General features: G+C 50.5%; 26 protein-coding genes. 16 read left to right on the forward strand and 10 right to left on the reverse strand.

The annotated features are described in order from the left end of the window. Nucleotides 1–40: 40 nt before the first annotated feature. Both G451_RS0107350 and G451_RS28195 read right to left on the reverse strand, forming a co-directional pair. Nucleotides 41–1,159 (reverse strand): ABC transporter substrate-binding protein, encoded by a 1,119-nt coding sequence (locus G451_RS0107350; protein WP_027183737.1) that lies wholly within the window; start codon nt 1,157–1,159, stop codon nt 41–43. A 416-nt stretch (nt 1,160–1,575) separates the two neighbouring features. Next, the gene (locus tag G451_RS28195) at nt 1,576–2,058 is read right to left on the reverse strand and encodes an L-2-amino-thiazoline-4-carboxylic acid hydrolase (RefSeq protein ID WP_051261264.1); all 483 of its coding nucleotides are present in this window, start codon (nt 2,056–2,058) and stop codon (nt 1,576–1,578) included. Between the two features lie 193 nt (nt 2,059–2,251). Between G451_RS28195 and G451_RS28200 the strand changes: the two genes are divergently transcribed. Together G451_RS28200 and G451_RS0107370 are read left to right on the forward strand one after the other, a co-directional pair. After that, on the forward strand, nt 2,252–3,583 hold the full coding sequence (locus G451_RS28200) for an L-cysteine desulfidase family protein (protein WP_084448432.1): 1,332 nt from the start codon (nt 2,252–2,254) through the stop codon (nt 3,581–3,583). A gap of 25 nt (nt 3,584–3,608) precedes the next feature. Then, the gene (locus G451_RS0107370) at nt 3,609–3,992 is read left to right on the forward strand and encodes a Rid family detoxifying hydrolase (protein ID WP_027183739.1); all 384 of its coding nucleotides are present in this window, start codon (nt 3,609–3,611) and stop codon (nt 3,990–3,992) included. A gap of 719 nt (nt 3,993–4,711) precedes the next feature. On the opposite strand, the gene G451_RS0107375 is transcribed toward G451_RS0107370, so the two are convergent. Further along, nucleotides 4,712–5,785 (reverse strand): 2,3-butanediol dehydrogenase, encoded by a 1,074-nt coding sequence (locus G451_RS0107375; RefSeq protein WP_027183740.1) that lies wholly within the window; start codon nt 5,783–5,785, stop codon nt 4,712–4,714. 886 nt (nt 5,786–6,671) lie between these two features. Between G451_RS0107375 and G451_RS0107380 the strand changes: the two genes are divergently transcribed. From G451_RS0107380 to G451_RS0107390, 3 genes are read left to right on the forward strand one after another with little or no spacing between them, the layout of a single operon-like run. Next, on the forward strand, nt 6,672–6,989 hold the full coding sequence (locus G451_RS0107380) for an HdeA/HdeB family chaperone (protein WP_034641193.1): 318 nt from the start codon (nt 6,672–6,674) through the stop codon (nt 6,987–6,989). Between the two features lie 15 nt (nt 6,990–7,004). Next, entirely contained in the window at nt 7,005–7,418 is a 414-nt protein-coding gene (locus tag G451_RS0107385) for a hypothetical protein (RefSeq protein WP_027183742.1), read from the forward strand. Then, nucleotides 7,406–7,984, forward strand: coding sequence for a WbuC family cupin fold metalloprotein (locus G451_RS0107390; protein WP_027183743.1), 579 nt, complete (start codon nt 7,406–7,408; stop codon nt 7,982–7,984). Before G451_RS0107385 ends, G451_RS0107390 begins: the two co-directional genes overlap by 13 nt. A 148-nt stretch (nt 7,985–8,132) precedes the next feature. Here G451_RS0107390 and G451_RS0107395 read toward each other — a convergent pair whose 3' ends face one another. Then, entirely contained in the window at nt 8,133–8,873 is a 741-nt protein-coding gene (locus tag G451_RS0107395; RefSeq protein WP_027183744.1) for a FadR/GntR family transcriptional regulator, read from the reverse strand. Between the two features lie 417 nt (nt 8,874–9,290). Here G451_RS0107395 and G451_RS28205 point away from each other — a divergent pair, with 417 nt between their 5' ends. The 9 genes from G451_RS28205 to allE all read left to right on the forward strand — a co-directional run bounded on the left by G451_RS28205 (nt 9,291) and on the right by allE (nt 18,728). Next, complete coding sequence (locus tag G451_RS28205; RefSeq protein ID WP_051261265.1) at nt 9,291–10,385, forward strand: ABC transporter ATP-binding protein; 1,095 nt, start codon at nt 9,291–9,293, stop codon at nt 10,383–10,385. Nucleotides 10,386–10,424: 39 nt separating this feature from the next. Beyond that, on the forward strand, nt 10,425–11,723 hold the full coding sequence (locus G451_RS0107405; protein ID WP_027183745.1) for an ABC transporter substrate-binding protein: 1,299 nt from the start codon (nt 10,425–10,427) through the stop codon (nt 11,721–11,723). A 59-nt stretch (nt 11,724–11,782) separates the two neighbouring features. Beyond that, entirely contained in the window at nt 11,783–12,631 is an 849-nt protein-coding gene (locus tag G451_RS0107410) for an ABC transporter permease (RefSeq protein WP_027183746.1), read from the forward strand. A 9-nt stretch (nt 12,632–12,640) separates the two neighbouring features. After that, on the forward strand, nt 12,641–13,477 hold the full coding sequence (locus G451_RS0107415) for an ABC transporter permease (RefSeq protein WP_034641195.1): 837 nt from the start codon (nt 12,641–12,643) through the stop codon (nt 13,475–13,477). 4 nt (nt 13,478–13,481) lie between these two features. After that, nucleotides 13,482–14,210, forward strand: a complete 729-nt coding sequence (locus G451_RS28210) for an aspartate/glutamate racemase family protein (RefSeq protein ID WP_034641197.1) — start codon at nt 13,482–13,484, stop codon at nt 14,208–14,210. Beyond that, nucleotides 14,203–15,588 (forward strand): allantoinase AllB, encoded by a 1,386-nt coding sequence (allB, locus tag G451_RS28215; RefSeq protein WP_051261266.1) that lies wholly within the window; start codon nt 14,203–14,205, stop codon nt 15,586–15,588. The genes G451_RS28210 and allB overlap by 8 nt, the downstream gene beginning before the upstream one ends. Next, entirely contained in the window at nt 15,585–16,844 is a 1,260-nt protein-coding gene (locus G451_RS0107430; RefSeq protein WP_027183748.1) for a Zn-dependent hydrolase, read from the forward strand. Before allB ends, G451_RS0107430 begins: the two co-directional genes overlap by 4 nt. 26 nt (nt 16,845–16,870) lie before the next feature. Next, nucleotides 16,871–17,866 (forward strand): ketol-acid reductoisomerase, encoded by a 996-nt coding sequence (ilvC, locus tag G451_RS0107435; RefSeq protein ID WP_027183749.1) that lies wholly within the window; start codon nt 16,871–16,873, stop codon nt 17,864–17,866. A gap of 82 nt (nt 17,867–17,948) precedes the next feature. Beyond that, nucleotides 17,949–18,728 carry a (S)-ureidoglycine aminohydrolase gene (gene allE / locus G451_RS0107440; protein ID WP_027183750.1) on the forward strand — a complete coding sequence of 260 codons (780 nt, stop codon included), beginning with the start codon at nt 17,949–17,951 and terminating at the stop codon, nt 18,726–18,728. A 140-nt stretch (nt 18,729–18,868) separates the two neighbouring features. Here the strand turns inward: allE and G451_RS0107445 are convergent, their stop codons facing one another. Continuing rightward, nucleotides 18,869–19,447 carry a flavin reductase family protein gene (locus tag G451_RS0107445; RefSeq protein WP_027183751.1) on the reverse strand — a complete coding sequence of 193 codons (579 nt, stop codon included), beginning with the start codon at nt 19,445–19,447 and terminating at the stop codon, nt 18,869–18,871. A gap of 14 nt (nt 19,448–19,461) precedes the next feature. Beyond that, the gene (locus G451_RS0107450) at nt 19,462–19,971 is read right to left on the reverse strand and encodes a nitroreductase family protein (protein WP_027183752.1); all 510 of its coding nucleotides are present in this window, start codon (nt 19,969–19,971) and stop codon (nt 19,462–19,464) included. 119 nt (nt 19,972–20,090) lie between these two features. Here G451_RS0107450 and G451_RS0107455 point away from each other — a divergent pair, with 119 nt between their 5' ends. Next, entirely contained in the window at nt 20,091–20,522 is a 432-nt protein-coding gene (locus G451_RS0107455; protein ID WP_027183753.1) for a winged helix-turn-helix transcriptional regulator, read from the forward strand. 83 nt (nt 20,523–20,605) lie between these two features. Here the strand turns inward: G451_RS0107455 and G451_RS35310 are convergent, their stop codons facing one another. From G451_RS35310 to G451_RS28220, 4 genes are all read right to left on the reverse strand, one after another. Then, on the reverse strand, nt 20,606–20,713 hold the full coding sequence (locus G451_RS35310) for a dual CXXC motif small (seleno)protein (protein WP_425387484.1): 108 nt from the start codon (nt 20,711–20,713) through the stop codon (nt 20,606–20,608). A 125-nt stretch (nt 20,714–20,838) separates the two neighbouring features. Next, nucleotides 20,839–21,822 carry an HD-GYP domain-containing protein gene (locus G451_RS0107460; RefSeq protein ID WP_027183754.1) on the reverse strand — a complete coding sequence of 328 codons (984 nt, stop codon included), beginning with the start codon at nt 21,820–21,822 and terminating at the stop codon, nt 20,839–20,841. Between the two features lie 123 nt (nt 21,823–21,945). Then, the gene (locus tag G451_RS0107465) at nt 21,946–22,947 is read right to left on the reverse strand and encodes an HD-GYP domain-containing protein (RefSeq protein ID WP_245587787.1); all 1,002 of its coding nucleotides are present in this window, start codon (nt 22,945–22,947) and stop codon (nt 21,946–21,948) included. A 94-nt stretch (nt 22,948–23,041) separates the two neighbouring features. Beyond that, nucleotides 23,042–23,755, reverse strand: coding sequence for a 2-phosphosulfolactate phosphatase (locus tag G451_RS28220; RefSeq protein WP_051261267.1), 714 nt, complete (start codon nt 23,753–23,755; stop codon nt 23,042–23,044). Between the two features lie 129 nt (nt 23,756–23,884). Here G451_RS28220 and G451_RS0107475 point away from each other — a divergent pair, with 129 nt between their 5' ends. Continuing rightward, entirely contained in the window at nt 23,885–24,142 is a 258-nt protein-coding gene (locus G451_RS0107475; RefSeq protein WP_156921546.1) for a hypothetical protein, read from the forward strand. Nucleotides 24,143–24,147: the final 5 nt, after the last annotated feature.

Here is a 24,147-nt window from a genome sequence, read left to right on the forward strand (position 1 = left end):
GGCCTTCTCGGCCCGCCGGTGATGCCGGGAAAGATTCGCCTTAGTCGACGAGGTGGAAGGCACCGTCTTCGATGCGCATCCGAGCCAGGCCCTTGACCGGTTCACGGGTCTCGGGATCAAAGGAGGTGGAGCCGGTGACGCCGGGATAACCCTTGGTCGCAGCCAGAGCGTCACGCAGGGACTGTCGGTTCACGTCGGCACCCACACTGGCGATAGCGTCAAGCATAATACCGACGGCATCGTACGCCTGTGCTGCAAACATGCTCGGGTCGTCGCCATAACGCTTCTTGTATTCAGTCACGAATTCGACAACGTTCGCTTCAGGGCTGTCGGGCATAAATGTCGTCGACAGCAAAAGGCCGTTGGCGGAATCGCCTGCCAGTTCCAGCAGTTTGGGCGAGTATAGCGACGAGGTGCCGAAGAACGGGATATCGATACCGAGCTGCTTGCGCTGCTGGAGAATCATAGCCCCTTCTTCATACATCATACACAGATAGATAGCTTGGGGTTTGTCGCGGGCAACTTTGGTCAGGATGGAACGGAAGTCGCGGTTACCGGGGTTGAAATACTCGATGTCCGTTACTTCGCCACCAAGATCTTTGAGACCTTTAGCAAAATTCTCAGCTGCGGAAATCCCCCAGTCGTTCTGAATGGCGACGATGGCAAATTTCTTATATCCTAAGCTCGTAGCCCATTTCGCAACAAACGGCCCTTCAAAAGCTTGCGTCGTAATATTGCGAAATTGAAAATCCCCAATTTTATTGAAATCGGGATGCGATGCCGTTTGCGAAAGCTGGGGCATCCCTTCCATGGCATAAACACGGCCAGCGGCCATAGAAACGGTGGACGTGAAGTCGCCAAGCACACCAACCACCCGCTCATCATCGACGAACTTACGAGCAATATTGATGGCTTCTTTGGGATCGGACTTGGAATCTTCGTAGAGGATCTCTACGGTTGCTCCTGGCAATTTTCCGGATTTGTTAAATTTCTCAAGTTGAATTTGCGCAGCATTGCGAAATACTTCCCCATATTTCGCATGGCTTCCGGTCAATGGGAGTGAATATCCCAAAACGATAGTTTTTTCGGCCTGTGCAGCAGAAGCCGCAAATAGGATAGCCAAAGCGGCCAATGCAACAAAAAGACGATTTAGTTTCATGGTGTGCTCCTCCGATGATACGAGGTTGAACGGAGAGTCGTACCGGGCGGACCTTCGTCGCCGGACTCCCGAAAATGGGAGAAATTCCGTCATGGTGCTCGGATGGCAGTAAGCAATCGGCATGCCATGATGGGGCAACGGTGAAATCGGACCGGAACGCTTGCTTCGGGACATTGCGAAAGCCGCGAGAACAAAAGAACCACTGAAAGCAATTCTTCAAAAATGTCAATCGGGGGAGAGGGAAGGGAGACTTCTCAAAACGACCAATGTCAAATTGACAAAATCCTCAAATCTGGCTCTCATTTCTCATCTTGCTTGCGAATTTCGCATTATTGGCAGCCCAAAATGAGAAATGTTGACAAATTTTCACGAGGACCGACTCCCTGAACGGCTTCGGCCCTCGCGAAAAACAATACTTATTTTTTACGAATCTTCAGGTAGCACTTTTCTTTGCTTCCTTCGGGCAGCGCCGTCATTTCGAAACCAAAACCGGCGCCTTCAAACGTGCCGTAGTCAATAATTCCGGCAACTTCACACATCGTAGCGCATTCTTCGTCGGACAATCCCATCTTGCGCCAGGAGTTCTTGAGCGGGCAATTGTCGAACTCGATATCCAAGCCACCGTCGTCACACCGGGTCACGGTAGGGGCAAACATCTTGGAATCATCAGCAATATGGCCAATGAACGCATCACGCAGACCAGGAAAATCGCCAGCATCAGCATACTGCTTGAACTGCTGGCCGATTTCTTGACCACGTTTGTAAATGCCTTTTTTCATGACTTCTTTGGCTTTTTCCATACCAAATTCTTCGACCATGGCATCAAAAATAAATTTGTAGAGAATGCCCCGGTTTTCATTGGCTGCGTACAGCTCTTCACGTAATTTGGCTTCACTCATCTGTTCATACTCCTTGTCTCCGGCGAATTCTGAGCCGGTTGCGGTTTGTTCGTGTCCGCACCTCCTGCAAGAGGCACACCGGCGTTCTCGTTGCGCCGCGTTGGCACCATACTTGATAGGGTAAAGCCAGACAAGTCATGTCAAACCCGATTCCGCGGACCGTTTGCCGGGCCGCGCATATGAAAGGATGAAAATGGATCTGCACGCATTTTTCGCCAACGAGGTCAAACCCGCCCTCGGTTGCACCGAGCCCGGCGCCGTTGCGCTCGCCGCCAGCGCCGGTGCACGATATCTTTCCGGCCCCCCCAGGCATATCCATCTCCGTCTGTCGGCCAACATCTATAAGAACGGAAGATCGGTCGGCATTCCCGGTGCCCCCGGCCTCAAAGGCAATCTTCTGGCTGCGGCTCTCGGTGCCTTGGGAGGCGACCCGGACAAGGGACTCCAAGCGCTGGAAAATATCGATGAAACAATGATCGCCCAGGCAACGGCCATGCTCGAAGCCGGGAGCCTGACTGAAGAAGTTTTATCGGACACGCCAAACGTCTATGCCGAAGTCGAGTTGTTGCGTCAGGGAGAAAGCGTCACCGCTGTCGTGGCCCATGCCCACGATCAGGTTGTCGAAGTGAGCCGTAACCGTCAGACCGTCTATGAAGGGCAAGATGGAGAAACCGGTTCGGGACGTATCCCGGCGTATATCTCCGAACTCATGCGCGCAGATTTCAATGATCTGTGGGCATTGGCCGGTTCCATCGACGACGCAACGGTCGGCTTTCTTCTGGAAGGCGTTGCCATGAATCTCCAGGTGGCCGAAAAAGGACTCAAAGAACCATGGGGATTGGGGACTGGCTATGTTGCCGCCGCCAATCTGCCGCAAGACGATCTCGCCTGGATGATTCGGGCTTGGTCCGCGGCCGCGGCCGATGTTCGCATGGATGGTGGACGGTGGCCGGTCATGAGTAGCGCAGGCAGCGGAAATCACGGCCTGACGGCTATCATTCCCCCGGCACTGGCTGCCCGTGTTTGGAAACGCTCCAACCGGGAACTTGCCGAAGCACTTGCCTTGTCTCATCTGGTAACGGGCGCTATCAAAGCGAAAACCGGTCGATTGACCCCGGTGTGCGGATGTTCCGTCGCCGCCGGAGCCGGTGCGGCTGCAGCATTGACGCGCCTGGCCCATGGCACAGCCGAACAAGCCGAACAAGCCGTAGCCTATGTGTTGTCTTCTGTTATGGGAATGATCTGCGATGGTGCGAAGGCAACCTGCTCACTGAAAGTCGGAACGGCATCGGCCGAGGCCTTCATGGGAATGCTCTTAGCCACTCATGGCACGGCGCTCTCGTCGCCGCAAGGTATCGTGGGACCACAATTTACAGCCAACGCAAAAGCCGTGGGCGAATTATCCGGCGTAGGCTTTGCCGCCGTCGATGCCGTCATTTTACGTCTTTTGGAACGCCAAGCTGCTATACCGACACCGTCGTGTCCGACGCTGTCCGATCTCGACAAGACTGTCAGTCCAACTTAATGAGCATGAAAAAGGAGATACTTCCATGAGCGACATCGCATTTATTACTACCGACGGCGCCCCCGCCGCCGTTGGCCCCTATTCTCAAGCGACATGCACAGACGGCACCGTCTATGTGAGTGGTCAACTCGGCCTGATTCCGGAAACCATGAAATTGGCAGAAGGTTTCGAGGCCCAAACCAAACAAGCCTTGAAAAACCTTGGAGCCATTCTGAAGGCTGCCGGTTGCGGCGTCACCGACATCGTCAGCGTGGATGTCTTCCTCATCGACATGGGCGAGTTCAAAACGCTCAACGGAATTTATGCAGAATTCATGGGCGACCACAAACCCGCACGTGCTGCCATCCAAGTTGCCGCCTTACCTCTTGGCGGACTTGTTGAAATCAAATGCGTGGCACGCAAACCGTAACACCCCAATTTTCTTGTTGACGCGGCGTGTATGTCGATCATGTGACGATATACACGTCCGCGTTTATAGACGCTTCACCACGGCGCGACGAAGGAACAAAAGCACATCACGTGAAGTTTGTTGTGTACTGTTCCATTTCCGACCAGCACTCCTCTCCGACAATACCCCCTTTCACAACAGCAACATACATCTCAACACCATAACACGCTGAAATGTTATACTATCAATTGTCTCTTACCTGTCTTCTTTTTATGGCATGTCGATTGCTACTCTTACTATACCTTCAATGCGGAATGGTATCTCTTGAGACCCTATCCCCATGGTCATGGCTTGTGCTCCAAACGATGTCGAGATTATCCGCTTGAAGAGAAGACAGCCCACACACCCACCTCAATATGTGAGCCCGGAATCGGTCATGGACCGATTCCGGGCTCACTCGTGACGACATCAACATAACGACAATTCAATAATCGAGAGTTATCAGTCACTACACGATTCTCTCGCCGTTGGCGCTTCCAAGCTCCATAGGCATTCGAGAATGTAATTACTCCATCAGGAGTAAACGGTTGTGAAGATAAACGCTCGCGAGGCATACCCTTTTGTTACGTTGTCATGAAAATATCCTTCGGATACATGATATCAATAGTAACGGGCTCTACAAACATAACAATGAAGAGGTATCATGGCCAAGCCAACATATGTTTTCTCGGCCTGTCGTCTTATTCAGGAGTAACAAGAATCTTAATGTTCTCGTCTTTATTATTGATCAACTCAAGAAAACCTTTCTCAACGATGTCTTCCAAGCTGACCTTTCCGGTAATCATCGGATCAGCCTTAAGCTTTCCATTCGCCAACAACGCGGAAACGCCCTTGAAGTCGTCCAACGTATAGGCCAGTGTGCCGATGACCCGCTTGTCTGTCCCACTCAAACTAAAGAAGTTGAACGAACTCGGTTCTTCAAAAATACCAACGATAATTGCCCGTGCGCCATTGTGAATCACATCGATGGCCAGGGGACCGGTGAATTTGTTGCCAACGCATTCAAAGGATACATCCGCTCCGGAACCATTTGTCATGGCTTTGATTTCTGCCACAGCGTCGCATTCCTTCGGGTTGAGCACCACATCGGCTCCACATTCATAGGCCTTAGCTGTGCGAGCAGAGGACATTTCCAGAACAATAATTTTACCTGCACCAGCAGCTCTTGCCGCCATGAGGGTACCGAGGCCGATGGTTCCCGCACCAATGATAACAACCGTTTCACCAAGAATGGTTCCAGCTTCGCGTACGGCTTTGAAACCCGTTGCCAATGGTTCGATAACGGCGCCGGCTTCAAGCGAAACGCCTTCTGGCAAAATATAGCACAATTCCGCCGGGACGTTGACATAAGGAGCAAATGCGCCGTCATTGTGCAGACCGGTAAAAGCCAGTTTTTCACACACATTATAGCGACCAGCACGGCACATGATGCATTCACCACAGTGCTGGCAGGCATCGGGGGCAACGATATCGCCAACACGAATATTGCTGACGCCTTCTCCGACTTCCACAACCGTACCAGTAAATTCATGCCCCAGAATCAAACTCCCCTGTTTTCCTGTCAGCGGGTGAGGAGAATCGACGGGAATAAAGACCGGCCCAGCAGCATATTCGTGCAGATCCGATCCACAAATTCCGCACCAGGCGACTTTGATTTTGACCCACCCAGGCTGTGGAAAAGGAGGAACGGGAACAGTTTCAACGCGTACATCCTGTTTTCCATGCCATACAGCTGCTCGCATAGTCTCGCTCATAAGGACTCCCTTTTATGTATTTGATGATCATGGGGATTCATGCGGTTAAAGCACCGAGAATGCCCATCAACATTGCACTGACCGTGCCGTGTTCTTCCGGCTTGGCCGAACACAGAACGAGTCCCAGATCTTCAAACGTTCAGGGGAAACACTTCTCTTGTGATTGATTAACAAATCAAATCAGGGGGTTGAGTCAAAAAAAACGCTTTTTTTGGTCCACTAAGCATACCACACACTTAAAAACGATCTAACACACTAAAAATATTTAATATTCATGATGAATATTAAAAAAAATCCACCCCTGCGTCTCACATCGAAAAATACAAGAAGTATTGTCCAAATCGCTGTATATGAGCCTCAGTTTTTGTCATGAATCAGAACGTTTCATGTTAAATCGTTCATTTTTCGAACACGACGTATTCTCTTTTTCACTGACGAAAGACTCTCTCCGTCATAACCGAACCAGCACGCGCGCATCTATCTATAGAGCCTATATAAATAAGCACAAAACACCACACAACAAAATAAAACAAAAAACAATAAACGCTATCAATAAACACATTTACGCACTCACAACATAGCGACTCAAATAACAACACAAACATATACAAACATTCACCCCAAATAAAACACAGTATTTTTTCTGCAGGGAAAGATTTCTGAGACAATACAAACATTATACCTTCATGACTGGTTCACTCCATGCAACAAACTTCAAAAATGATGACGACATTGAACCATATAAATTTTGCCTACACTGATAGCCAAACGAACATGCCCCACGATGGCCATCTCTTTTATTGACGATTGAAAGAATTTCACTCTATAATTTCAAGACGTAAACCGTCCTGAAACGAGGGACATACATTTTTCTAAAGGATATCTCATGTATCGTATTGCTTTTCTCGTGCTTGCTCTCGCGTTCTTAACTTTTGGCCCAATGAAACAAGCATACGCCATGGACTCCATCAACTTCGGGGCCGTTCGCTGTTCCGAATTTATTGAGGAGCTTTCCGACATCTCTGATGACGATGCTGGTATCGTTTTGGTGTGGCTCGATGGTTATCTCAGCGGCGTCACCGGTGATACTGTTCTCCGCTTTGGCGCTCTCGAAGATATTGGCGAAGCATTGGTTAATGGATGCGCGGAATCGCCCAATTCCAAGGTACTTGATGTCGTCCGTATTGTCGGTATCCGCCACTAAATATCGAAAACACCCATGCACACATTACGTGCTCTTTTCCTCTTCGTCATATCGAGTTTGGCCGCGATATCTCCTGTTGCGGCCCAATCGTATGATATTCAAGACTACAAAAAGCTCGACATGTATCGACAGACATTCGAAGTCATCCCCGACGGATTCGTCCGTCTGACGTGGGAGTATACAACGGAACCCATCACCGCCTACAACATGATCACCCTTGATGCAGGCTGCTATTCAGAAGAAATTGATGTCGAAGAGAAAACTATCTCTATCGTCTCCAGGCAACCCATGGGTAAACTTATTGGAATCGACGTCAGCCTTCCGCATCAACAGCTCGTCCTTCATACTTTGGAAGCCAACCCGACCAATCAGAACTTTACCGTTCCCAGTGCGGTCGCATACCCCTTTTATATCCCATGCCAAAACTGACCCGCCCCACCCCACTTGACCGACTCTCGCCACTGGCCACTATCTCCCGCCATCAGACGTGGACACTCGTCGACAACGCACTGATCGATGAAAAACTTGCCCATGCGCGGGACAATCAACGCAAACGCGAAATCCATATCCTCCATGACGGCAACGACGACCCTCTTCATCGCATGATCAATGCCGTTTTACCCGGCAGTTATGTTCAACCGCATCGCCACGCCGCTCCGCCCAAGTCTGAAGCCATAGCCACCCTTCGCGGCGCCATGGGCTTCGTCGCCTTTGATGATGAAGGATTTGCACAGGACAGCGATTTCGCCATTGTTGATTCCCGCCGAGACACACTCGTCCTCGATATTCGCCCGGGTGTCTGGCATACGTTCTTTTCTCTGGCACCGGATACAGTCGTTTTTGAAGTAAAGCCCGGACCATACAGCGCTGCCGACGATAAAGATTTTGCCTCATGGGCTCCTGCACCAGATTCTCCAGATGCCATTCCCTATCTCAAGGCACTTGAAGACCGTTGTCGTCGCCTGTTCGGCCTTCCCCCGCGCAATTGGACATAAGGAGCTTCCTTTTCCAATCTCCCCCCCAAAAACGCAGTCCATCGACCTTTAACCGCTTCAACGTATTCCTCACATTCTCCGAGGGAAAAATCTCTTCGAACAGCTTACAGCAATGACAACCACCTCATATTGCTGCAGGAACAGTTCTTCATTCCACCAAATTCACCCCTGCACGTTTCGCCACGCCACGCACGTGCTGTTCCATAGCTTTGCGGGCCTCGACGGAATGCCTTTTCCCAATATGTTCCATGATCTGCTCATGCTCGCGTACGGTTTCATCGACGCTCTCATCAAAAACAAGTGGTAACGTTTGGCTTTCAAAGAAAAGGCCAAGGAATGGAGCAATCGCTTCGGTGAAAAAACGATTATTGGCCGCTTCAATCATCAGCGAATGAAAAGTGAAATCCAATCTCGAAAACTCTGCCCAGTCCTCTTCTTCCAAAGCCTTGCGCATGGCAGACACCACTACCCCCATATCTTCAATCTGGGCGGCTGTGGCATTGACCGCAACCAGACCAGCGATGGCAGGCTCGATAGCATAGCGGAACTGATACATTTGAGATTCCCTTCCAGAGAGAAGCGAAGGGTTCTGGAGTTGCACCCCGGAAGACACCGGCTGAACTCGTAGCTGCTCTGAGCTGGCAATAAAGACCCCTTTACCAGGCTGAATAACGAGCCGCCCTCGAGCCTCCAACATGACCAAAGCCTCACGAATGGTAGGACGACTTACTCCCAATGTTTCGGCCAAGGTCCTCTGAGAGGGAAGCTTCTCACCACTTTTCCATCCATTGAGCCGAATCAGGGATTCGATGCTCTCTACTGCGGTATCGGTTCTCGATTGCTTCCCACCAAAGGTTGCCTCGGAATGATATTGCGCTTTGAGGGTCATACTTTTTCTTCTCATCAGTCTAAAAGTTCACGTCAAACCAAACTGGTAAGACCAGATGGCCAAAATCTATAGACATTGTTTTCCGTATATTGTCCAGAAAAATAATACTACATTTTTGTAAGTACAAATAAATTACGGTCTTTATGCCAATATACGACTTTTTTTTGCGTAAAAAACATTTTCAATTGACAATTAGGGAAAAAAAGCACACCAAAAAATTGGTCTTACCGGACAGCCATCCTGGTACACACCAGGGGGGTACAGAAAGAGAGGCCAAGAACAGGTTCTCACAAAACGAGGCAACAGCACGGCAAGTGAGGTCCACGGTAAAGACCTTCAACGCCCCTGGGCGACGTCGGCAACGACCTGGCCTCCTCGACGAAAAAGATTCAAACCACGTACTAGCGGCGGGCAGATATGAGTAGTGTCGGAAAAGTAGAATTGTCGGCTATGGGCAAATTTTACGGGACAGTCGAGGCGTTACGAAACATCGAACTGACCATCAAAGCAGGTGAATATTGCTGTCTGCTTGGGCCGAGTGGATGCGGTAAAAGCACGGCTGTGCGAATGATTTCCGGCCACGAGGAAGTCTCAAGCGGTGACATTCTCCTTGACGGACGCAATATTACGGACGCACCTCCTGCCAAACGAAAGACCGCGCTGATGTTTCAGAACTATGCCTTGTTTCCACACCTCTCCTGTGTGGACAACGTCGCATTCAGCCTGAAAATAGCCGGGGAATCCAAGACGTCACGCCGAAGTCAAGCGATGGAACTGCTGGAACTGGTGCACATGGCAGATTATGCCGAAGCATTGCCAGACCAACTCTCCGGCGGTCAGCAGCAGCGTGTGGCTTTAGCCCGAGCGCTCATTACCAAGCCCTCAGTAATTTTACTGGATGAACCTCTCTCCGCTCTGGATCCCTTTCTTCGTGTCCAGATGCGCAAGGAACTCCGAAATATCCAGAAAGAGTTGGACATGACTTTTATTCATGTCACCCACTCCCAAGAGGAAGCCTTCGCTTTGGCGGACAAAGTGGTTGTGATGTCCAAGGGGACCATTCAACAGGTAGGCACTCCTCGCCAAATTTTTGAAACACCCAACACCCCCTTCGTCGCCAGTTTTATCGGTGGACACAATCTTTTTTCAGCCAACTTCGAAGCGCTCCCTAAAGAAGAAAAATATATGGTCAACTTGGAGAGCGCCACGACCTGCCGATGCGGAGCCCTTCCTCACCTCAAGGCATCTGGAACATATGGTTTTTCCGTACGGGCAGATCGCATCCGTTTCGGAGTGAAAGGCGACGCAGATGCGGACATGGTGGTACCGGCCACGGTGACACTGGCCGAGTATCAAGGCGGACACGTCATCGTGCATTGCAAGTCCAGCGCCGGCGAGATCATTCAGATCAACATACCCGATTACAAATATTTCGCGCTGCAACCCGACCCAGGACACGAAGTCCTTCTTGGTTGGGACTGTCGCGATATGAATATTTTCCCCCATACATAAAGCTACGGCAAGCCAACGAGTAACCGAAAGGAGAGCGTCATGGGTCAAGACAAGACAAAGAAAAACGGCACGATGAGTCGAAGAAAGTTCCTGGGTACGGCTGCGACGGCCGCTGTTGCAGTCGCGGCCACTCCGGTCATTACAGGATTCCCAACCATTTGGGCGCAGAACATCAAAAACGTTAAACTGCGCCAGTTCGGTACTGGCACGGCAAGTGTCAATGCCATTGCAGACAAAGTAAAAAAAGATCTCGGCTTTACCGTCGAGATGACTGCTCTGGATTCCGACGCCGTTGTTCAACGCGCCGTCACTCAGCCCAAATCCTACGACATCGCAGACATTGAATACTGGGTTTGTAAAAAAGTGTATCCCAGTGGCGTCATTCAGCCCATGGATACCTCACGTATCAAACTCTACGACAAAATATCTCCCCTCTTCAAAAATGGTAAATTGACCCCCGAAGCCCAAATTGCGCAGGGTACGGCTCCACACACGGTCGGCTTTGTCGAACACAAAGACGATCGTCAATTTGCTAAACGCGAAACAAAGTGGATGACCCTCATCCCGACGATCTACAACGCCGACACCCTTGGTATTCGTCCCGACCTCGTCGGTCGCGAAATCAAAAATTGGCGTGACATCATGGACCCCGCCTTCAAGGGAAAGACTTCTATTCTGAACATCCCGGCGATCGGTATTATGGATGCTGCCATGATCTGCGAATCCATGGGTGCCATCAAATACGGTGACAAAGGGAACATGACTCGCGAAGAGATCGACAAGACCATCGCAATCCTCAAAAAAGCCAAGAAAGATGGTCAGTTCCGCGCTTTCTGGAAGTCTTTTGACGAATCCGTCAACCTCATGGCTTCCGGTGAAGTTGTCATCCAGTCCATGTGGTCTCCGGCGGTCGCGGCTGTTCGAGCCAAGGGCATTCCTTGCAAGTATCAACCGCTGGAAGAAGGATATCGTGCGTGGGGCGGCGGACTCGGCATTGCCCGCCACTTGTCCGGTCTCGAACTGGAGGCCGCCTACGAATACTTTAACTGGTACATCTCCGGTTGGGCCGGTGCGTACCTCAACCGCCAAGGTTACTATAGCGCCGCTCCCTCTACGTCCAAAAAATTCATGTCGGAAAACGAGTGGGATTACTGGATCGAGGGCAAGCCCGCCACGGCGGATATTGTCAGCCCTGAAGGCGTCATCATGGAAAAGGCCGGTGCGGTCCGTGATGGTGGTTCCTACATTGAACGTATGAGCCACGTTGCCTGCTGGAACTCAGTCATGGACGAAAACAAGTACATGATTCGCAAATGGAACGAGTTCATCGCTTCCTAAGATAATATCAAGAGGCTCTCTGGGTTTTCAGGGGGCCTCACCCCAAAAGGTCTTGTTTCATGGCAAATGAACGAAGAGCATATTTCCAGGTTTTCCCTCTCTTCACGATCATGCTGGTCTTCTTGGTCATCCCGACTATCATGCTCGTGATTGTCAGCTTTTGGGACTACAATGCCTTTTCCATTATCCCCGATTTCATCTGGGATAACTACGAATTTCTGCTGACTTCTCCGGTAACCTGGCAGGCCTATACCAAAACGCTGTTCTATGCTGTCACCTCCTGGGCCCTGACTCTGCTCATCGGATTTACGGTGGCCTATTATATGGCGTTCCATCTCCGAACCACCAAATCACAGACAATCTGTTTTCTGTTGGCCACTGTTCCCTTTCTCACGTCAAACATCATTCGCATGATTTCGTGGATTCCCTTGCTGGGACGCAACGGGTTGGTCAACCAAACGCTTCAGACGTTGGGCCTGACGGATCATCCGTTGGAATTCCTTTTATACAGCGATTTTTCCGTGGTGTTGGCTTTTGTCCATCTCTACAGCTTATTCATGGTCGTCCCCATCTTCAACTCGATGATGCGAATCGACCGAAAACTCTTGGAAGCAGCCATCGACGCGGGCGCAACTCCCTGGCAGGTCATCACGCACGTCATCATCCCGTTGTCAAAATCCGGCATCACCATCGGCACGATCTTCGTCTTTACCCTTGTCATGGGAGACTTCATTACGGTTCGACTCATGAGCGGAGGATTAAGCGCCTCAGTGGGTGTACTCATCTACAATGAAATCACGCTGTTGCAATATCCAGCCGCAGCCGCAGGTGCCGTGACATTACTGGCGACAGTCATGCTTATGATTGCGATTCTTTTCAGGTTCGCCAACATCCGCAAGGATCTTTAGGAGATCATCGTGCAAAACTCCAATAAACGCCCGAAGAGCTTCTATTTCCTGACCGCCTTCTTCGTCCTGTTCATCCTGTTTCTGTATGGACCGACGCTGACCATTGGCATCCTTTCCTTCCAGGGGCCATCCGGCGGACTGACATTTCCCATGAATGGTTGCTCTTTCCATTGGTATTTCAAATTGTTCGAGCAACAGGCCGTCGGTGATTTCGGTGGATCCTTAACCCGCTCACTCCTTCTCGGCTTGGCGGTAATGGTCAGCACTGTGGTCATATCCTTGTCGGCAGGTATGGCTTTCCGGAAAAAGTTCAAAGGAAGCGGGGTACTCTTTTACTTAACGATCACCAGCCTGGTCATCCCGTCCATTCTCATCAGCCTCGGCATCGGCCTGCTCTTTAACCAATTGGACATCGAACCAACATGGTACGGCTCTGCCTTCGGGGCCCACCTTACTTGGACACTGCCTTTCGGGTTGCTGATCATGTTCGCGGTGTTCAACCGGTTCGACAAATCCTACGAAGCCGCGGCCATAGATATGTGCGCTACGCCATTCCAGACCCTACGCTACGTAGTAATACCGCTCATTCTGCCCAGTTTAGTCGGAGTTGGGCTGTTCGGTTTCACTCTGTCCTACGATGAATTCGCCCGGACGATCATGACATCGGGTTCGAAAAATACCCTGCCGCTCGAAATATTTGGCATGACGACGAACGTGACCACACCGGTACTGTACGCCCTCGGAACACTGACAACATTTATTTCCTTTGTGGCCATTGTTGGAACCCTGGTTGCTCTCCACATCCATAAGAAACACCGCCACTATCGAACGACCCTTGAGAGATAACGTCATGCACATCCTCATTATCAACCCCAACGCCAGCATCCCCATGACCCGCTCCGTCGAAGCAACGGCACGCCGAGTCTGTGCTGCTGATACCACCATCAGCGCTTGTTGCCCGTCCGAAAGTCCTCTCTCTATTGAAGGGCATTCGGATGGAGCACTGGGCACATACCACATGCTTCAATTGGTAGAACGCCGTGAACCCGCCGACGGCTATGTGGTTGCCTGCTTCGATGATACGGGTGTGGACGCCTTGAGAGAACGGGTGGCCGGTCCGATTTTGGGCATCGGTGAAGCAGCCATGCACGCCGCAACCATGCTGGCCTGTCGATTTACCATTCTGACCACCTTGGAGCGTTCCGTTCCCATCTTGGAAGATAATGCTCGCCGGTATGGTTTGGACGTGCGGTGCAGAGGCATACATGCTGCCAACCTTCCCGTCCTGGCATTGGAAGACGAACAGGACGACCGTGCATTCTCCGTCGTCTCCGAAGCGGCATCCGAATTATTGCTCAAAGACCGTAGCGATGCTTTGGTTCTTGGGTGTGCAGGGATGACCCATCTGACGCAACGACTCAGCGACAAGCTCGGCGTACCGGTTATAGACGGCGTCCCCACGGCGGTGAAGTTTGTGGAATCGCTGATCGGGCTTGGCCTCCAAACGGCCAAAACTGGTGGCTATGCCTACCCTCGGGAAAAGACATCTTCTCACTGCAAAGGCGACCATCATGTTTGATCTTGTGCTGCAAAACGCCCGACTTGTGACAGAAAGAACCATCTGCGATGCCACGATAGGTATCAATGATGGTCACATCGCCTGCATTGCTACAGTCAATGAATCTTTGGAAGGAGCACGTTACCTCGACTGTGCCGGCAAGCTCGTGCTGCCAGGCTTCATTGATCTGCATGTTCATTTCAATGAACCCGGTCTGACGCGGCGCGAAGATTACTGTACCGGTTCAGCCGGAGCGGCTGCAGGTGGTATCACCCTCTTTGCCGACATGCCTCTTTCCAATGCTCCCTATACGCTCACAACGGAAGACGTACGCGAAAAAATCGAAAGAGCTTCGCGTGGTTCCGTCGTGGATTTCGCCATATGGGGCGGATTTATTGAGGATAATGTGTCTGAAATGGCTCCCATGGTTGAAGCTGGGGCCTATGGATTCAAGATGTTTACGTGCGATGCGGGAGACGGTTTCCCCACACCCACACCCGAAACCATGCAACGCGGCTTTGCTCAAGCCAAGGAACTTGGCACATTCATCGGTGTGCATTGTGAGGATCAAGCCGCCATGGATCGCAACGCGTTGCTCTGCCCTCCCGAGATGGATGAAATCGACCGTTTTCTGGAAATCCATAATCCGGAGACAGAACTCTCGGCTGTCCGGGCAGCCATCAAACTGGCCAAACAAAGCGGGGCACACCTCCATGTCTGTCACGCAAGCCTGCCTGAAACCGTGGATCTCGTGACACAAGCCCGTCAACGTGGCGTGTCTGCAAGCGTAGAGACCTGCCCGCAATACTTGCTCTGTACCAGTGATGACTTGCACCGCATACGAGGCCCGCTGAAATGCACGCCGCCCGTACGCGACCGAAACGCGGTGGAAGGCTTGTGGCAACGACTTGCCGACGGTGCAGTGGATTTCCTGGGAACCGACCATTCTCCCGCGGAAACATGGGAAAAAAATCAAGCCTCCTTCGACGCGTGTTGGGGGGGCATCAACGGAGTCCAATACCTCTTCTCTTTACTCCACACGGAAGGAGTTGTCCGGCGCAAGCTGGATATTCGTCAACTGGTCCGTCTCTACAGTGCAGAACCCGCTCGATTCATCGGTCAGTACCCGAAAAAAGGGACTCTGGAAGAAGGCAGCGAGGCGTCTTTCGTCCTCTTTGATCCGAACGCTGAGTGGACCATCCAGGCGGACAAACAGCTCACCAAACATCAACAGACTCCCTATGACGGTATGCATTGCACAGGCCGCATTGAACAGACGTGGCTTCGAGGTGTTCCCGTCTGTACGTACGATTTCGATACCGGAAGATACCGACTGACAGGTGAGGCGGGCGCTGGAAAGCTCGTCACCCCCGTTAACAACAAAGGGAAAAAAGAATGAATAGATTGAGGACCAACCCCGAACGGTTGCGCCGCTTCCTCACGGAGATCGCCGCCTTCGGCGCAACACAAAACGGCGGTGTCACCCGGCTGGCTTTGAGCGACGAAGATCGCGATGCACGCAATCAGCTTAAAGCATGGTTCGAAGAGGCAGGCTGTGAAACGCAAATTGATCGCATGGGGAATATGTTTTTTGTCCGACCGGGCAAAAACCGGACTTTACCGCCTGTCTTGACCGGCTCTCACTGCGACTCCCAGCCCCAGGGCGGTCGTTTTGACGGCATTCTGGGTATCGTTGCCGGGCTGGAAGCTGTCTGCGCTCTCAATGATGCGGGAGTTACTCTGGAACGTGACCTCATCGTGGTCAACTGGACCAACGAAGAGGGCAGTCGATTCACTCCAGGCACGACGGGTTCGGGTGTTTTCGCTGGGAAACTCGATCGTCAGGCCATGTATGGTCTTACCGATCGCGACGGGCTCACCTTCGGCGAAGAGCTGGAGCGGATCGGCTATAAAGGTGAAACCGACTTCGATCCAAGACCACTGCACGCCAACTTCGAATATCACATCGAACAAGGTCCGGTGTTGGAACGGCAAGACAAGACCATTGGCGTACCTAAAGGCATTGTTTGCTTGCGATGGTACGATGTGGAAATCCAAGGAGTTCCCAATCACGCCGGCCCAACGCCCATGAACGAACGTCAGGATGCCATTTATGCATTTTCACGCATGGCCGGACAAATCTTTGATATCGGCCTGGCGTCCAAGGATGTGGTGACCACGGTTGGCGAGGTCCATCCCTCTCCGAACTCACGGAATGTCATTGCAGGACATGTCCACTTCACGATCGACATCCGGGGTTGGGACGAGACCGAAACCGATCGTGTTTGCAAGGCGATCGAAGAGGCAATTCAGAACAATGCCGAGGCGACCGGCTGCACGGTGGATATTCGGCAGACATGGGCCGTTGAACGCGCCCCGTTCCATCCGGAACTCGTCTCCCTCATCCATGACATTGCCGGTGAACTTGATCTCCCCGCTCTCGACATGGTTTCCGGGGCCTCCCACGATACCGTGTATATCAACCAGTTCGCCCCCAGTGCCATGATCTTCGTGCCCAGTATCGGCGGACGCAGCCACGCAGAAGTCGAGGAAACGTCCTGGTCCGACTGTGCTGCCGGTGCAGACGTGCTGCTCAACTGCATCTTGAAGACGGGCAACGACGCTGCAGACGTAACGTATTCCATCAGTAAATGAACCGACATACCGATAAGGAAATCACAATGAGCGAAATCGAATTCGAAAAAATCTATCGTGACGATGACGTTGACCTGAGCATTCTGGAAGGCAAAACCATCGCTGTCATCGGCTACGGAAGTCAGGGCCGGGCTCAATCCATGAACATGCGCGAAAGCGGCATGAAAATCATCGTGGGCGCTGGTGACCGCACCCGCCATTCGAGCTGGGATAAAGCTGAAGCTGACGGTTTCGAAGTCTACCCCATTGAAGAAGCTGTGGAAAAAGCAGACATTGTCCACATTCTGCTGCAGGATCCGGCGCAACCCTCCGTCTACTACGAATCCATCCATAGCCATCTCAAGCCCGGTCAGACGCTGAGCTTCGCCCACGGTTTCGCCGTGCTCTATGGCACCATTAAACCGCCCAAAGATATTGATGTGGTCCTGTTCGTGCCGAATGGTCCCGGCCCCGTCACCCGCCAGAAATTTAAGGATGGTTCCGGCATTTGGGGTTGTATCAGCGTCGATCAAGACGTCACCGGCCACGCAAAGGAAATCGCCTTGGCCATCTCCAAAGCCGTTGGCTCCACCCGAGTCGGCGTCGTCGATATGACCTTCCAACACGAGACCGAGGGAGACAACTACGAAGAGCAGGTACTGTACGGCGGGACTATCCACCTGATGCGGACCATCTACAATATCATGATCAAAAACGGGTATCCTCGCTCCTTTGCCTACGCCAAAGCAATCCGTTCCATTCGTTCTATTATTGATGATATCGACGCCGTGGGCATTGAGGCCTATCTGACCTCCCGTGCAAGCCGTACCTGCGAGTTCGCCGTGCGTCACAGCGGCCCCCGAGTCATCAATGAAAAGGCCATGGAAGAAATATTTGAGGAAACAGAACGTGGTATCTTCGCACGAAATTGGCTTCAGGAATTCTCGTTAGGAATGCCTACGCTGAATCGTATGCGGCGCACCTGGGCCGATTCCGACATGGAGCAGACCGGCAAAATCTGGCGCGAAAAATTCGGCAAATAAATAGCTTTTCCGGGAGCACGGGAAACGACCTCCCCCCTGCTCCCGGATTCCCTCAAGCAGGCCAAATAGAACGAGGTATATAATGCCTTATCCTGAAGGTTTTCTGAAAAACCGGTCTTCGTACGAGCCCGGAAAATATGCGGTTATCACTACCGAAGGACGCGTTATCAATGTGGTTCCCGGTATAAAAGGCTGCGCGCTTTCCATCCTGGCTTCCCCAAAACTCGGCGCCAATTTCGTGCAGATGGTCGGCACAGTCTCCACAGCAGGAAAGACAACCATTCCTTACGGTCAGGCTGAAAATATTGAAACGCTTCTCTTTGTAATGGATGGAGAAGGCTCCTTGGACGTTACTGTCGGAGGCAAAACCAAAACGCTCACAGCCGGAGGCTACATCTACTCTCCCCCTGGAAAGGGTGTCGATTTTGCTTCCAAAGGCGATGCGCCAGTGACCATCCTTCTCTACAAACAACGATTTATCCCGCACCCCGATCCAGAGGTAAAACAGCCTTGGATGGTTACCGGGTCCATTCGGAATATCGAAGAAAGTTTTTATGATCAGATGGAGAACGTCTTTGTCCGCGACCTGCTGCCCGTGGACGAGGCTTTTGACATGAACTTCCACACTCTTGCCTTCCTGCCCGGCGGTTGCCACCCCTTTGTGGAAACACACGTGCAGGAACACGGCATGTACATCTACCAAGGTCAAGGCCTGTATCTTTTGGATGAACAATGGCTGCCGGTCGAATCCGGAGATTTCATCTGGATAGCCCCGTTCTGTAAACAAGCCTGTTACGGAACCGGTCTGGAACGCATGGAATACATCTACTCGAAAGACTGCCACCGCGACGAAGCCATCTAATACCCTCCTCTCCATACCATCTCCGCAGTGTACAGCCTGTGTATACTGCGGAGATGATTATATCGATATTTTCTCTTCAACTCATCAAGTACTTTTGAGAAGACAATTTTGGAGAGTTTCCTTCTTCGATTCGAAGGATATTATCCTTCATGAGTACGCTTTTTCAATTCCTTCCCTACATTCCAACATGGAGCAACAGCGTCTCCCAGGCTATAGTACATGATACTATTCATATCAAAAAGAAGTGGACGTGCGGCTTTAACATCAATCGTATCTCCCTGCAGAACAGATTCATCTGCATGCGTCGCCACGATTGAACCGACAAATATTTCATGGGTTTCATAATCCAGAACATCATGAAGACGGCATTCCATGGCGATGGGACAAGCTGTTATCAGCGGCGCATACTTCAACTCTCCGGAGTACAGGTCGAACACATCGGATTTATCGGTTTTCTTCCCTGAAACAATACCGACGTAATCAGTTTCCACCACAAGATCTTCCCCCGGAATATTGACGCTGAACTCACCATGTTCCTTAATTCCCTGATTGGTATAGTGGCGTTTCGAAATGCCAAAGGACAGATATTGTGGTTGTCCATGATTAAAAATTCCAACATGCGCGATGACAAGAAAGTTGGGTTTCCCATTCACCATAGCCCCAACAATGGTTGTCAACGACGGATAAAGCGCATTGACCGCACCAAGGTTTCTCTTCATAGCCTTTCCTCTTGTTACCAATGATTTCGTCGAACACGATCCTCTTTGTATCGATTTTTGTACACGGAGGGTTGGTCGGGATAGCCAATAGGAATGAGGGAATGAGGAATGAGGTCTTGCGGAATCCCGAGCTGTTCACGACACGCCACCATGCGTTCCTCCATAGGATAGACTCCGGTCCATACCGCTCCTAAACCAAGACCATGCGCCGCGAGCAGCAAATTTTGCACGGCCGCGGAACAATCGATCGGCCAGTATCCGGGATATTTTTCAAACCCAGGGTCGGCGATGACTAAAATTGCCAATGTCGCCGTTTTCAACATGGCAACGTACGGATGAATCGTTGCAAGTTGATCTAACGTTGCTCTGTCGTCGATAACGAGAAATCGCCACGGCTGAGCATTGCCTGCACTCGGTGCAGTCATCGCGGCAGACAACATCGCATGAACCTGCTCTTCAGAAATAGGTTTTGATGTAAATTTACGGATACTGCGACGGGTATGAATGGCTTCGAGTACGTCCATGATGGAACCTCCAGGTTGGGGTGTATTTACCATACTCATTTTTTGGGATATTTGGAGCAAAACATCAAGTACGTACTTTGACAAAACAAAGTACCCTAAAAGTAACTTTGGAGTGTATTATGGCCTGCCCTAAGCGCAACCTTGGAGGACGACAATACTACTGTACCGTTGAACTGGCTTTGCAGGTTCTCGGGGGGAAGTGGAAACCCATCATCCTCTGGCATCTTGGCTGTGACGGCACATTGCGATTCAGCGAACTCAAGCGCATCATGCCCAATATAACACAAAAAATGCTTACTCAGCAATTACGTGAACTGGAAACCGACGACATGGTTTCACGAAAAGTCTATCCGCAAGTTCCCCCCAAAGTGGAGTACTCGCTGACAGAGCTTGGACGGAGCGTCATGCCGGTCCTTGAATCACTTGGAGCGTGGGGGAAACAGTTTGAAGACATCCATAGACAAGAAAAGCACCTTGCATTGCAAACCGAGACCAATTCTCCCAGCACTGAAAGCGTTATCCAGCCTACGTCCATACCGAATGTCGTGTAGGCACATATTCAAAAAGACCCCTTGTCCGCACACACCACATGAGCATGCTGACAAGGGGTTTTATCTCGAATTGAAAAACCGAACTATAAACGATTCAATGGAACATTCGCAAAAGCATCTTCGAATTCGTCATCCATTTCATCCAAAAACCGAGAGAGAGGATATTGACGGCCACAGGCCCTGCAGCGCAAAAAGGCAGACCGTCAATCTCGTCCAGGAACAAGTGACCCGCCGCATTCACACGGGGTAGTAACTTCCACCTGATTGCGCTTAGCCTGAATACGCTGGTATAGCGACATGAAATGCTCATCCTTTGCTAGACAATTTTAGCTCCGCTCAACATAAGAACAAACGCCCGAAAAATATGATTATCGAGACGGTCACGGATTTCGTCGCGCATAACTTTCAACGCCTCGTATGGTGAGAGTGCCTCGGCATACACGCGGTTGGTCGTTAACGCATCATAAATATCAGCAATTGTAACAGCTCGAACATGAAGAGGAATATCTTCCCCTTTGACACCTGACGGATAGCCTCCACCGCACATGCGCTCATGATGGGCAAGAATACATTGCATAGCCGCCGTCGACAAATGTTGATTGGCACACAACCCGACGCCCTTGATGGGATGCGTTTCAATCTGGCGACGCTCCGGTTTGGTCAACGGTCCAGGCTTTTGCAAGATTGCCGGATCGATTGCGACTTTTCCAATATCATGAAGTAGCGACCCGATGCTTGTCTGCAAAATCAAATCGTCAGGCAAGCCCATATTACTGAGTACGGTGGTCGTGTAGACAAATACCTGAACACTATGGCTAAAACTCTTATAATCGTGTGAAAGCAAGCTTTTGATATACTTGAGAGAATCCTTCTTTTTCAAAAGTGTTAGCGATTCTTCAGCAAAATGCGTCACACGTGAGAAAGCCGCCCCGTCAAGCCCTATTGGCATACTATTACAAAAAACCGTCTCCATAATATCCATGGAGGTATCGATCATGACTTTGTTACGTTCCTCAAGAGGCAGGGATTCATCATTGAGTATACGGCCAAGGTACTTTTCGCGATACGCATAAAAATCTCGCACTTGGTCCGCTTCAACGTAAATTGTATCAATGCCACGATCAAAAAGCGCTTGACGATGCTTGCTCGTAAAGCGCTCATTTTCTGTAGCATACAGGACGTAACGGCTACCCTGTTTTATGTATACTTTAAATGTACCGAAACCTTTCGGAGAGAGAAGCAAAGGAGAGACCGCTATAAATCGATCTTGTCTGCCCAACAGGGAGTCACGCGCGACCAACAGTCATCCTCCGCACTAAAGACCTCATATTCATATTCTCAGAAGAAGAGATCTTTTCTAGCGAAAATCACGTGCGAAGAAAAGCCCCACGTCTCATTCTCGACCCAGTACGAAAGGATACGCTTAAATAATTTCTGCGCCGCTCAGCACCATAACCAGCTTTTTAAAGACATCGGAATCGAATGCACCGGACATTTCATTGCGCATAACTCGCAATGCTTCAAACGGAGTGAGGGCTTCCCGATGTGGACGATTTGTGGTCAAAAGATCGTAGACATCGGCAATGGTGACCGCACGCACAGGTAAAGGGATAGCATTTCCCTGTAAACCGGCAGGAAAACCACTGCCATCAAGCTTTTCATGATGAAAAAGGATACAGTTGGAGGCTAGAGACGACAACGATGTAGATGCACACAACGCCACCCCTCTGGCTGGATGCGTCTCATAAATTTCCCGCTCAGCCGGAGTGAACGGGCCGGGTTTATTCAAAATGGACGTATCAATAGAAGACTTCCCGATGTCATGCATCAAGGCACCGATGCTCGCCTGGACGAGATCTTTTTCTGGCAAATTGAAAGTCTGAAGAATCGCGTTTGAAAAGACAAAGACCTGAACGCTATGACTATACGTCTTGTAATCGTGGTCTATCAGCGTTGCGATATGCTTGATTGATCCTTCCCGTGTGAGAAATTCCGCACTTTTTTCGACAAATCCAGCAATACGGCCAAACATTCTTTCTGTAAGTCCAGTGGGAAGTTTTAACTCGAACACATCTTTCACAATATTGATGGATGCATTATAAAAAACGGACGAACGTTCATCAACAGGAATAGCTTCATCAACAAGAATATCAGCTAAATTCGATTCAACATATCGTTCAAAGCAGGCTTTGTCTGAGCCACGAATATATATTTCCTGAACTCCGTAATCATGCAACCGCTGTCTATGCCGTTCTGTAAAACGTTCATTTTGTTTGGCATACAGAACATACCGCCCAGCCTGTTTAATATAAATTTCAAACTTCCCCATAGTCTTCGGGAAAATCATAAGGGGAGAGACTGGGTAATATAACTCTTGAAGTAATTGGCTTTTCATTGCAGACGCACCTGAGGACTGTAACGACATAAGAACCTCATGGGAAAGAGAGACAAAACAATTGCACGACGGCAATATTTCACCAAAGTGCTTCAAATCATTTTATTTACTAGCGAAGGAACAGTCATTCATCAAGCTTTTTTAACACAGCGATGCCTGTTGCTTCTTTTTCCAAGGAAACGACGCTTGAAAAGCGATCTAATTCGACACCAATATTGAAGTCAGATTCATTATATAGAGCCGAATCACCCCAAAATCGTTCCGCAGATTCAGACCCTCGTAAAAAACGAACCAGTGCATCCATGACATTGGGAAATGTTTCCAACTCATTTTTTAAATACATAGCGCACATGGCGTCTTCCGGACTATGTGTTCCACCAAGCCCCCCTGCCGGTATAAGTGTCACCGAGTCGACGCCCGCACCGTGCAGCCAACGCACGGTCGCCCCCATATTGACGAATCCGCATGTCAAAATGATGTCACATTGTTCATTTTCGACCATTTCAGTCATAATTACGGAACCCGACAAGGTGGAAAGAACGACGGTTTTTCCATTAAAACCCATTTCTCCACATTGCATCACTGCATGCGGAGAATTCGGCAGATCAAAAGCTTGATGTGATATCGCCTCATCGGCAGATTCCCCGACCAAAAGCCAATCGGGGTTAGCCTTGCGTAACGTCAAAGCCTGCGCAGGATCGGCAACGGCAAGTACACGTGCCGCTCCACGTTCGAGTACCGTCACCGCCGTTGTGGATGCATTGAACACATCAACAACGACCGCCACACCTGTGGCCATCTTTGCCCCTGTCATGCCATGACGTATCGTAATCTGCATCGATTTCTCTTCTGGGTTTGATTTTTGCATGATATATTCTACACGACGACTCAAGCAGGCCTTGCCCGAAAGACAGAAGCGTCCTATGATGTCATCATTATATCGTCAACGCTTGTCTGGATATTGCGTATGCGTACCGATACTTCGTTAACTCCACAGACTCCGGCTGAAACAGGCCGGCATCCCGATGCGGTGACATCCATGTTAATCCGCATGCGCCAAATCATCGAACTCGATCGCAGTTGCTATCCCGGTCGCTGTCAGATGGGCAGGCCACGCCGGCCACGTCATCGTGACCTTATGATTCGTCCCCATCTTTCCTCGCGCCGCATGCAATTCGCCCCCCCTGAGGAGCTCGCCGGTACTCTTGTCAACGCCTTAAGCTGACAACA

The sequence above is a fragment of the Desulfovibrio inopinatus DSM 10711 genome (genome assembly GCF_000429305.1).
GTDB lineage: Bacteria > Desulfobacterota > Desulfovibrionia > Desulfovibrionales > Desulfovibrionaceae > Alteridesulfovibrio > Alteridesulfovibrio inopinatus.

Excerpts from the sequence above, each read along its gene's own strand:
- G451_RS0107350 (WP_027183737.1), bottom strand. The coding sequence starts at position 1,159 with ATGAAACTAAATCGTCTTTTTGTTGCATTGGCCGCTTTGGCTATCCTA.
- G451_RS28195 (WP_051261264.1), bottom strand. The coding sequence starts at position 2,058 with ATGAGTGAAGCCAAATTACGTGAAGAGCTGTACGCAGCCAATGAAAAC.
- G451_RS28200 (WP_084448432.1), top strand. The coding sequence starts at position 2,252 with ATGGATCTGCACGCATTTTTCGCCAACGAGGTCAAACCCGCCCTCGGT.
- G451_RS0107370 (WP_027183739.1), top strand. The coding sequence starts at position 3,609 with ATGAGCGACATCGCATTTATTACTACCGACGGCGCCCCCGCCGCCGTT.
- G451_RS0107375 (WP_027183740.1), bottom strand. The coding sequence starts at position 5,785 with ATGAGCGAGACTATGCGAGCAGCTGTATGGCATGGAAAACAGGATGTA.
- G451_RS0107380 (WP_034641193.1), top strand. The coding sequence starts at position 6,672 with ATGTATCGTATTGCTTTTCTCGTGCTTGCTCTCGCGTTCTTAACTTTT.
- G451_RS0107385 (WP_027183742.1), top strand. The coding sequence starts at position 7,005 with ATGCACACATTACGTGCTCTTTTCCTCTTCGTCATATCGAGTTTGGCC.
- G451_RS0107390 (WP_027183743.1), top strand. The coding sequence starts at position 7,406 with ATGCCAAAACTGACCCGCCCCACCCCACTTGACCGACTCTCGCCACTG.
- G451_RS0107395 (WP_027183744.1), bottom strand. The coding sequence starts at position 8,873 with ATGACCCTCAAAGCGCAATATCATTCCGAGGCAACCTTTGGTGGGAAG.
- G451_RS28205 (WP_051261265.1), top strand. The coding sequence starts at position 9,291 with ATGAGTAGTGTCGGAAAAGTAGAATTGTCGGCTATGGGCAAATTTTAC.
- G451_RS0107405 (WP_027183745.1), top strand. The coding sequence starts at position 10,425 with ATGGGTCAAGACAAGACAAAGAAAAACGGCACGATGAGTCGAAGAAAG.
- G451_RS0107410 (WP_027183746.1), top strand. The coding sequence starts at position 11,783 with ATGGCAAATGAACGAAGAGCATATTTCCAGGTTTTCCCTCTCTTCACG.
- G451_RS28210 (WP_034641197.1), top strand. The coding sequence starts at position 13,482 with ATGCACATCCTCATTATCAACCCCAACGCCAGCATCCCCATGACCCGC.
- allB (WP_051261266.1), top strand. The coding sequence starts at position 14,203 with ATGTTTGATCTTGTGCTGCAAAACGCCCGACTTGTGACAGAAAGAACC.
- G451_RS0107430 (WP_027183748.1), top strand. The coding sequence starts at position 15,585 with ATGAATAGATTGAGGACCAACCCCGAACGGTTGCGCCGCTTCCTCACG.
- ilvC (WP_027183749.1), top strand. The coding sequence starts at position 16,871 with ATGAGCGAAATCGAATTCGAAAAAATCTATCGTGACGATGACGTTGAC.
- allE (WP_027183750.1), top strand. The coding sequence starts at position 17,949 with ATGCCTTATCCTGAAGGTTTTCTGAAAAACCGGTCTTCGTACGAGCCC.
- G451_RS0107445 (WP_027183751.1), bottom strand. The coding sequence starts at position 19,447 with ATGAAGAGAAACCTTGGTGCGGTCAATGCGCTTTATCCGTCGTTGACA.
- G451_RS0107450 (WP_027183752.1), bottom strand. The coding sequence starts at position 19,971 with ATGGACGTACTCGAAGCCATTCATACCCGTCGCAGTATCCGTAAATTT.
- G451_RS0107455 (WP_027183753.1), top strand. The coding sequence starts at position 20,091 with ATGGCCTGCCCTAAGCGCAACCTTGGAGGACGACAATACTACTGTACC.
- G451_RS0107465 (WP_245587787.1), bottom strand. The coding sequence starts at position 22,947 with ATGTCGTTACAGTCCTCAGGTGCGTCTGCAATGAAAAGCCAATTACTT.
- G451_RS28220 (WP_051261267.1), bottom strand. The coding sequence starts at position 23,755 with ATGCAGATTACGATACGTCATGGCATGACAGGGGCAAAGATGGCCACA.
- G451_RS0107475 (WP_156921546.1), top strand. The coding sequence starts at position 23,885 with ATGCGTACCGATACTTCGTTAACTCCACAGACTCCGGCTGAAACAGGC.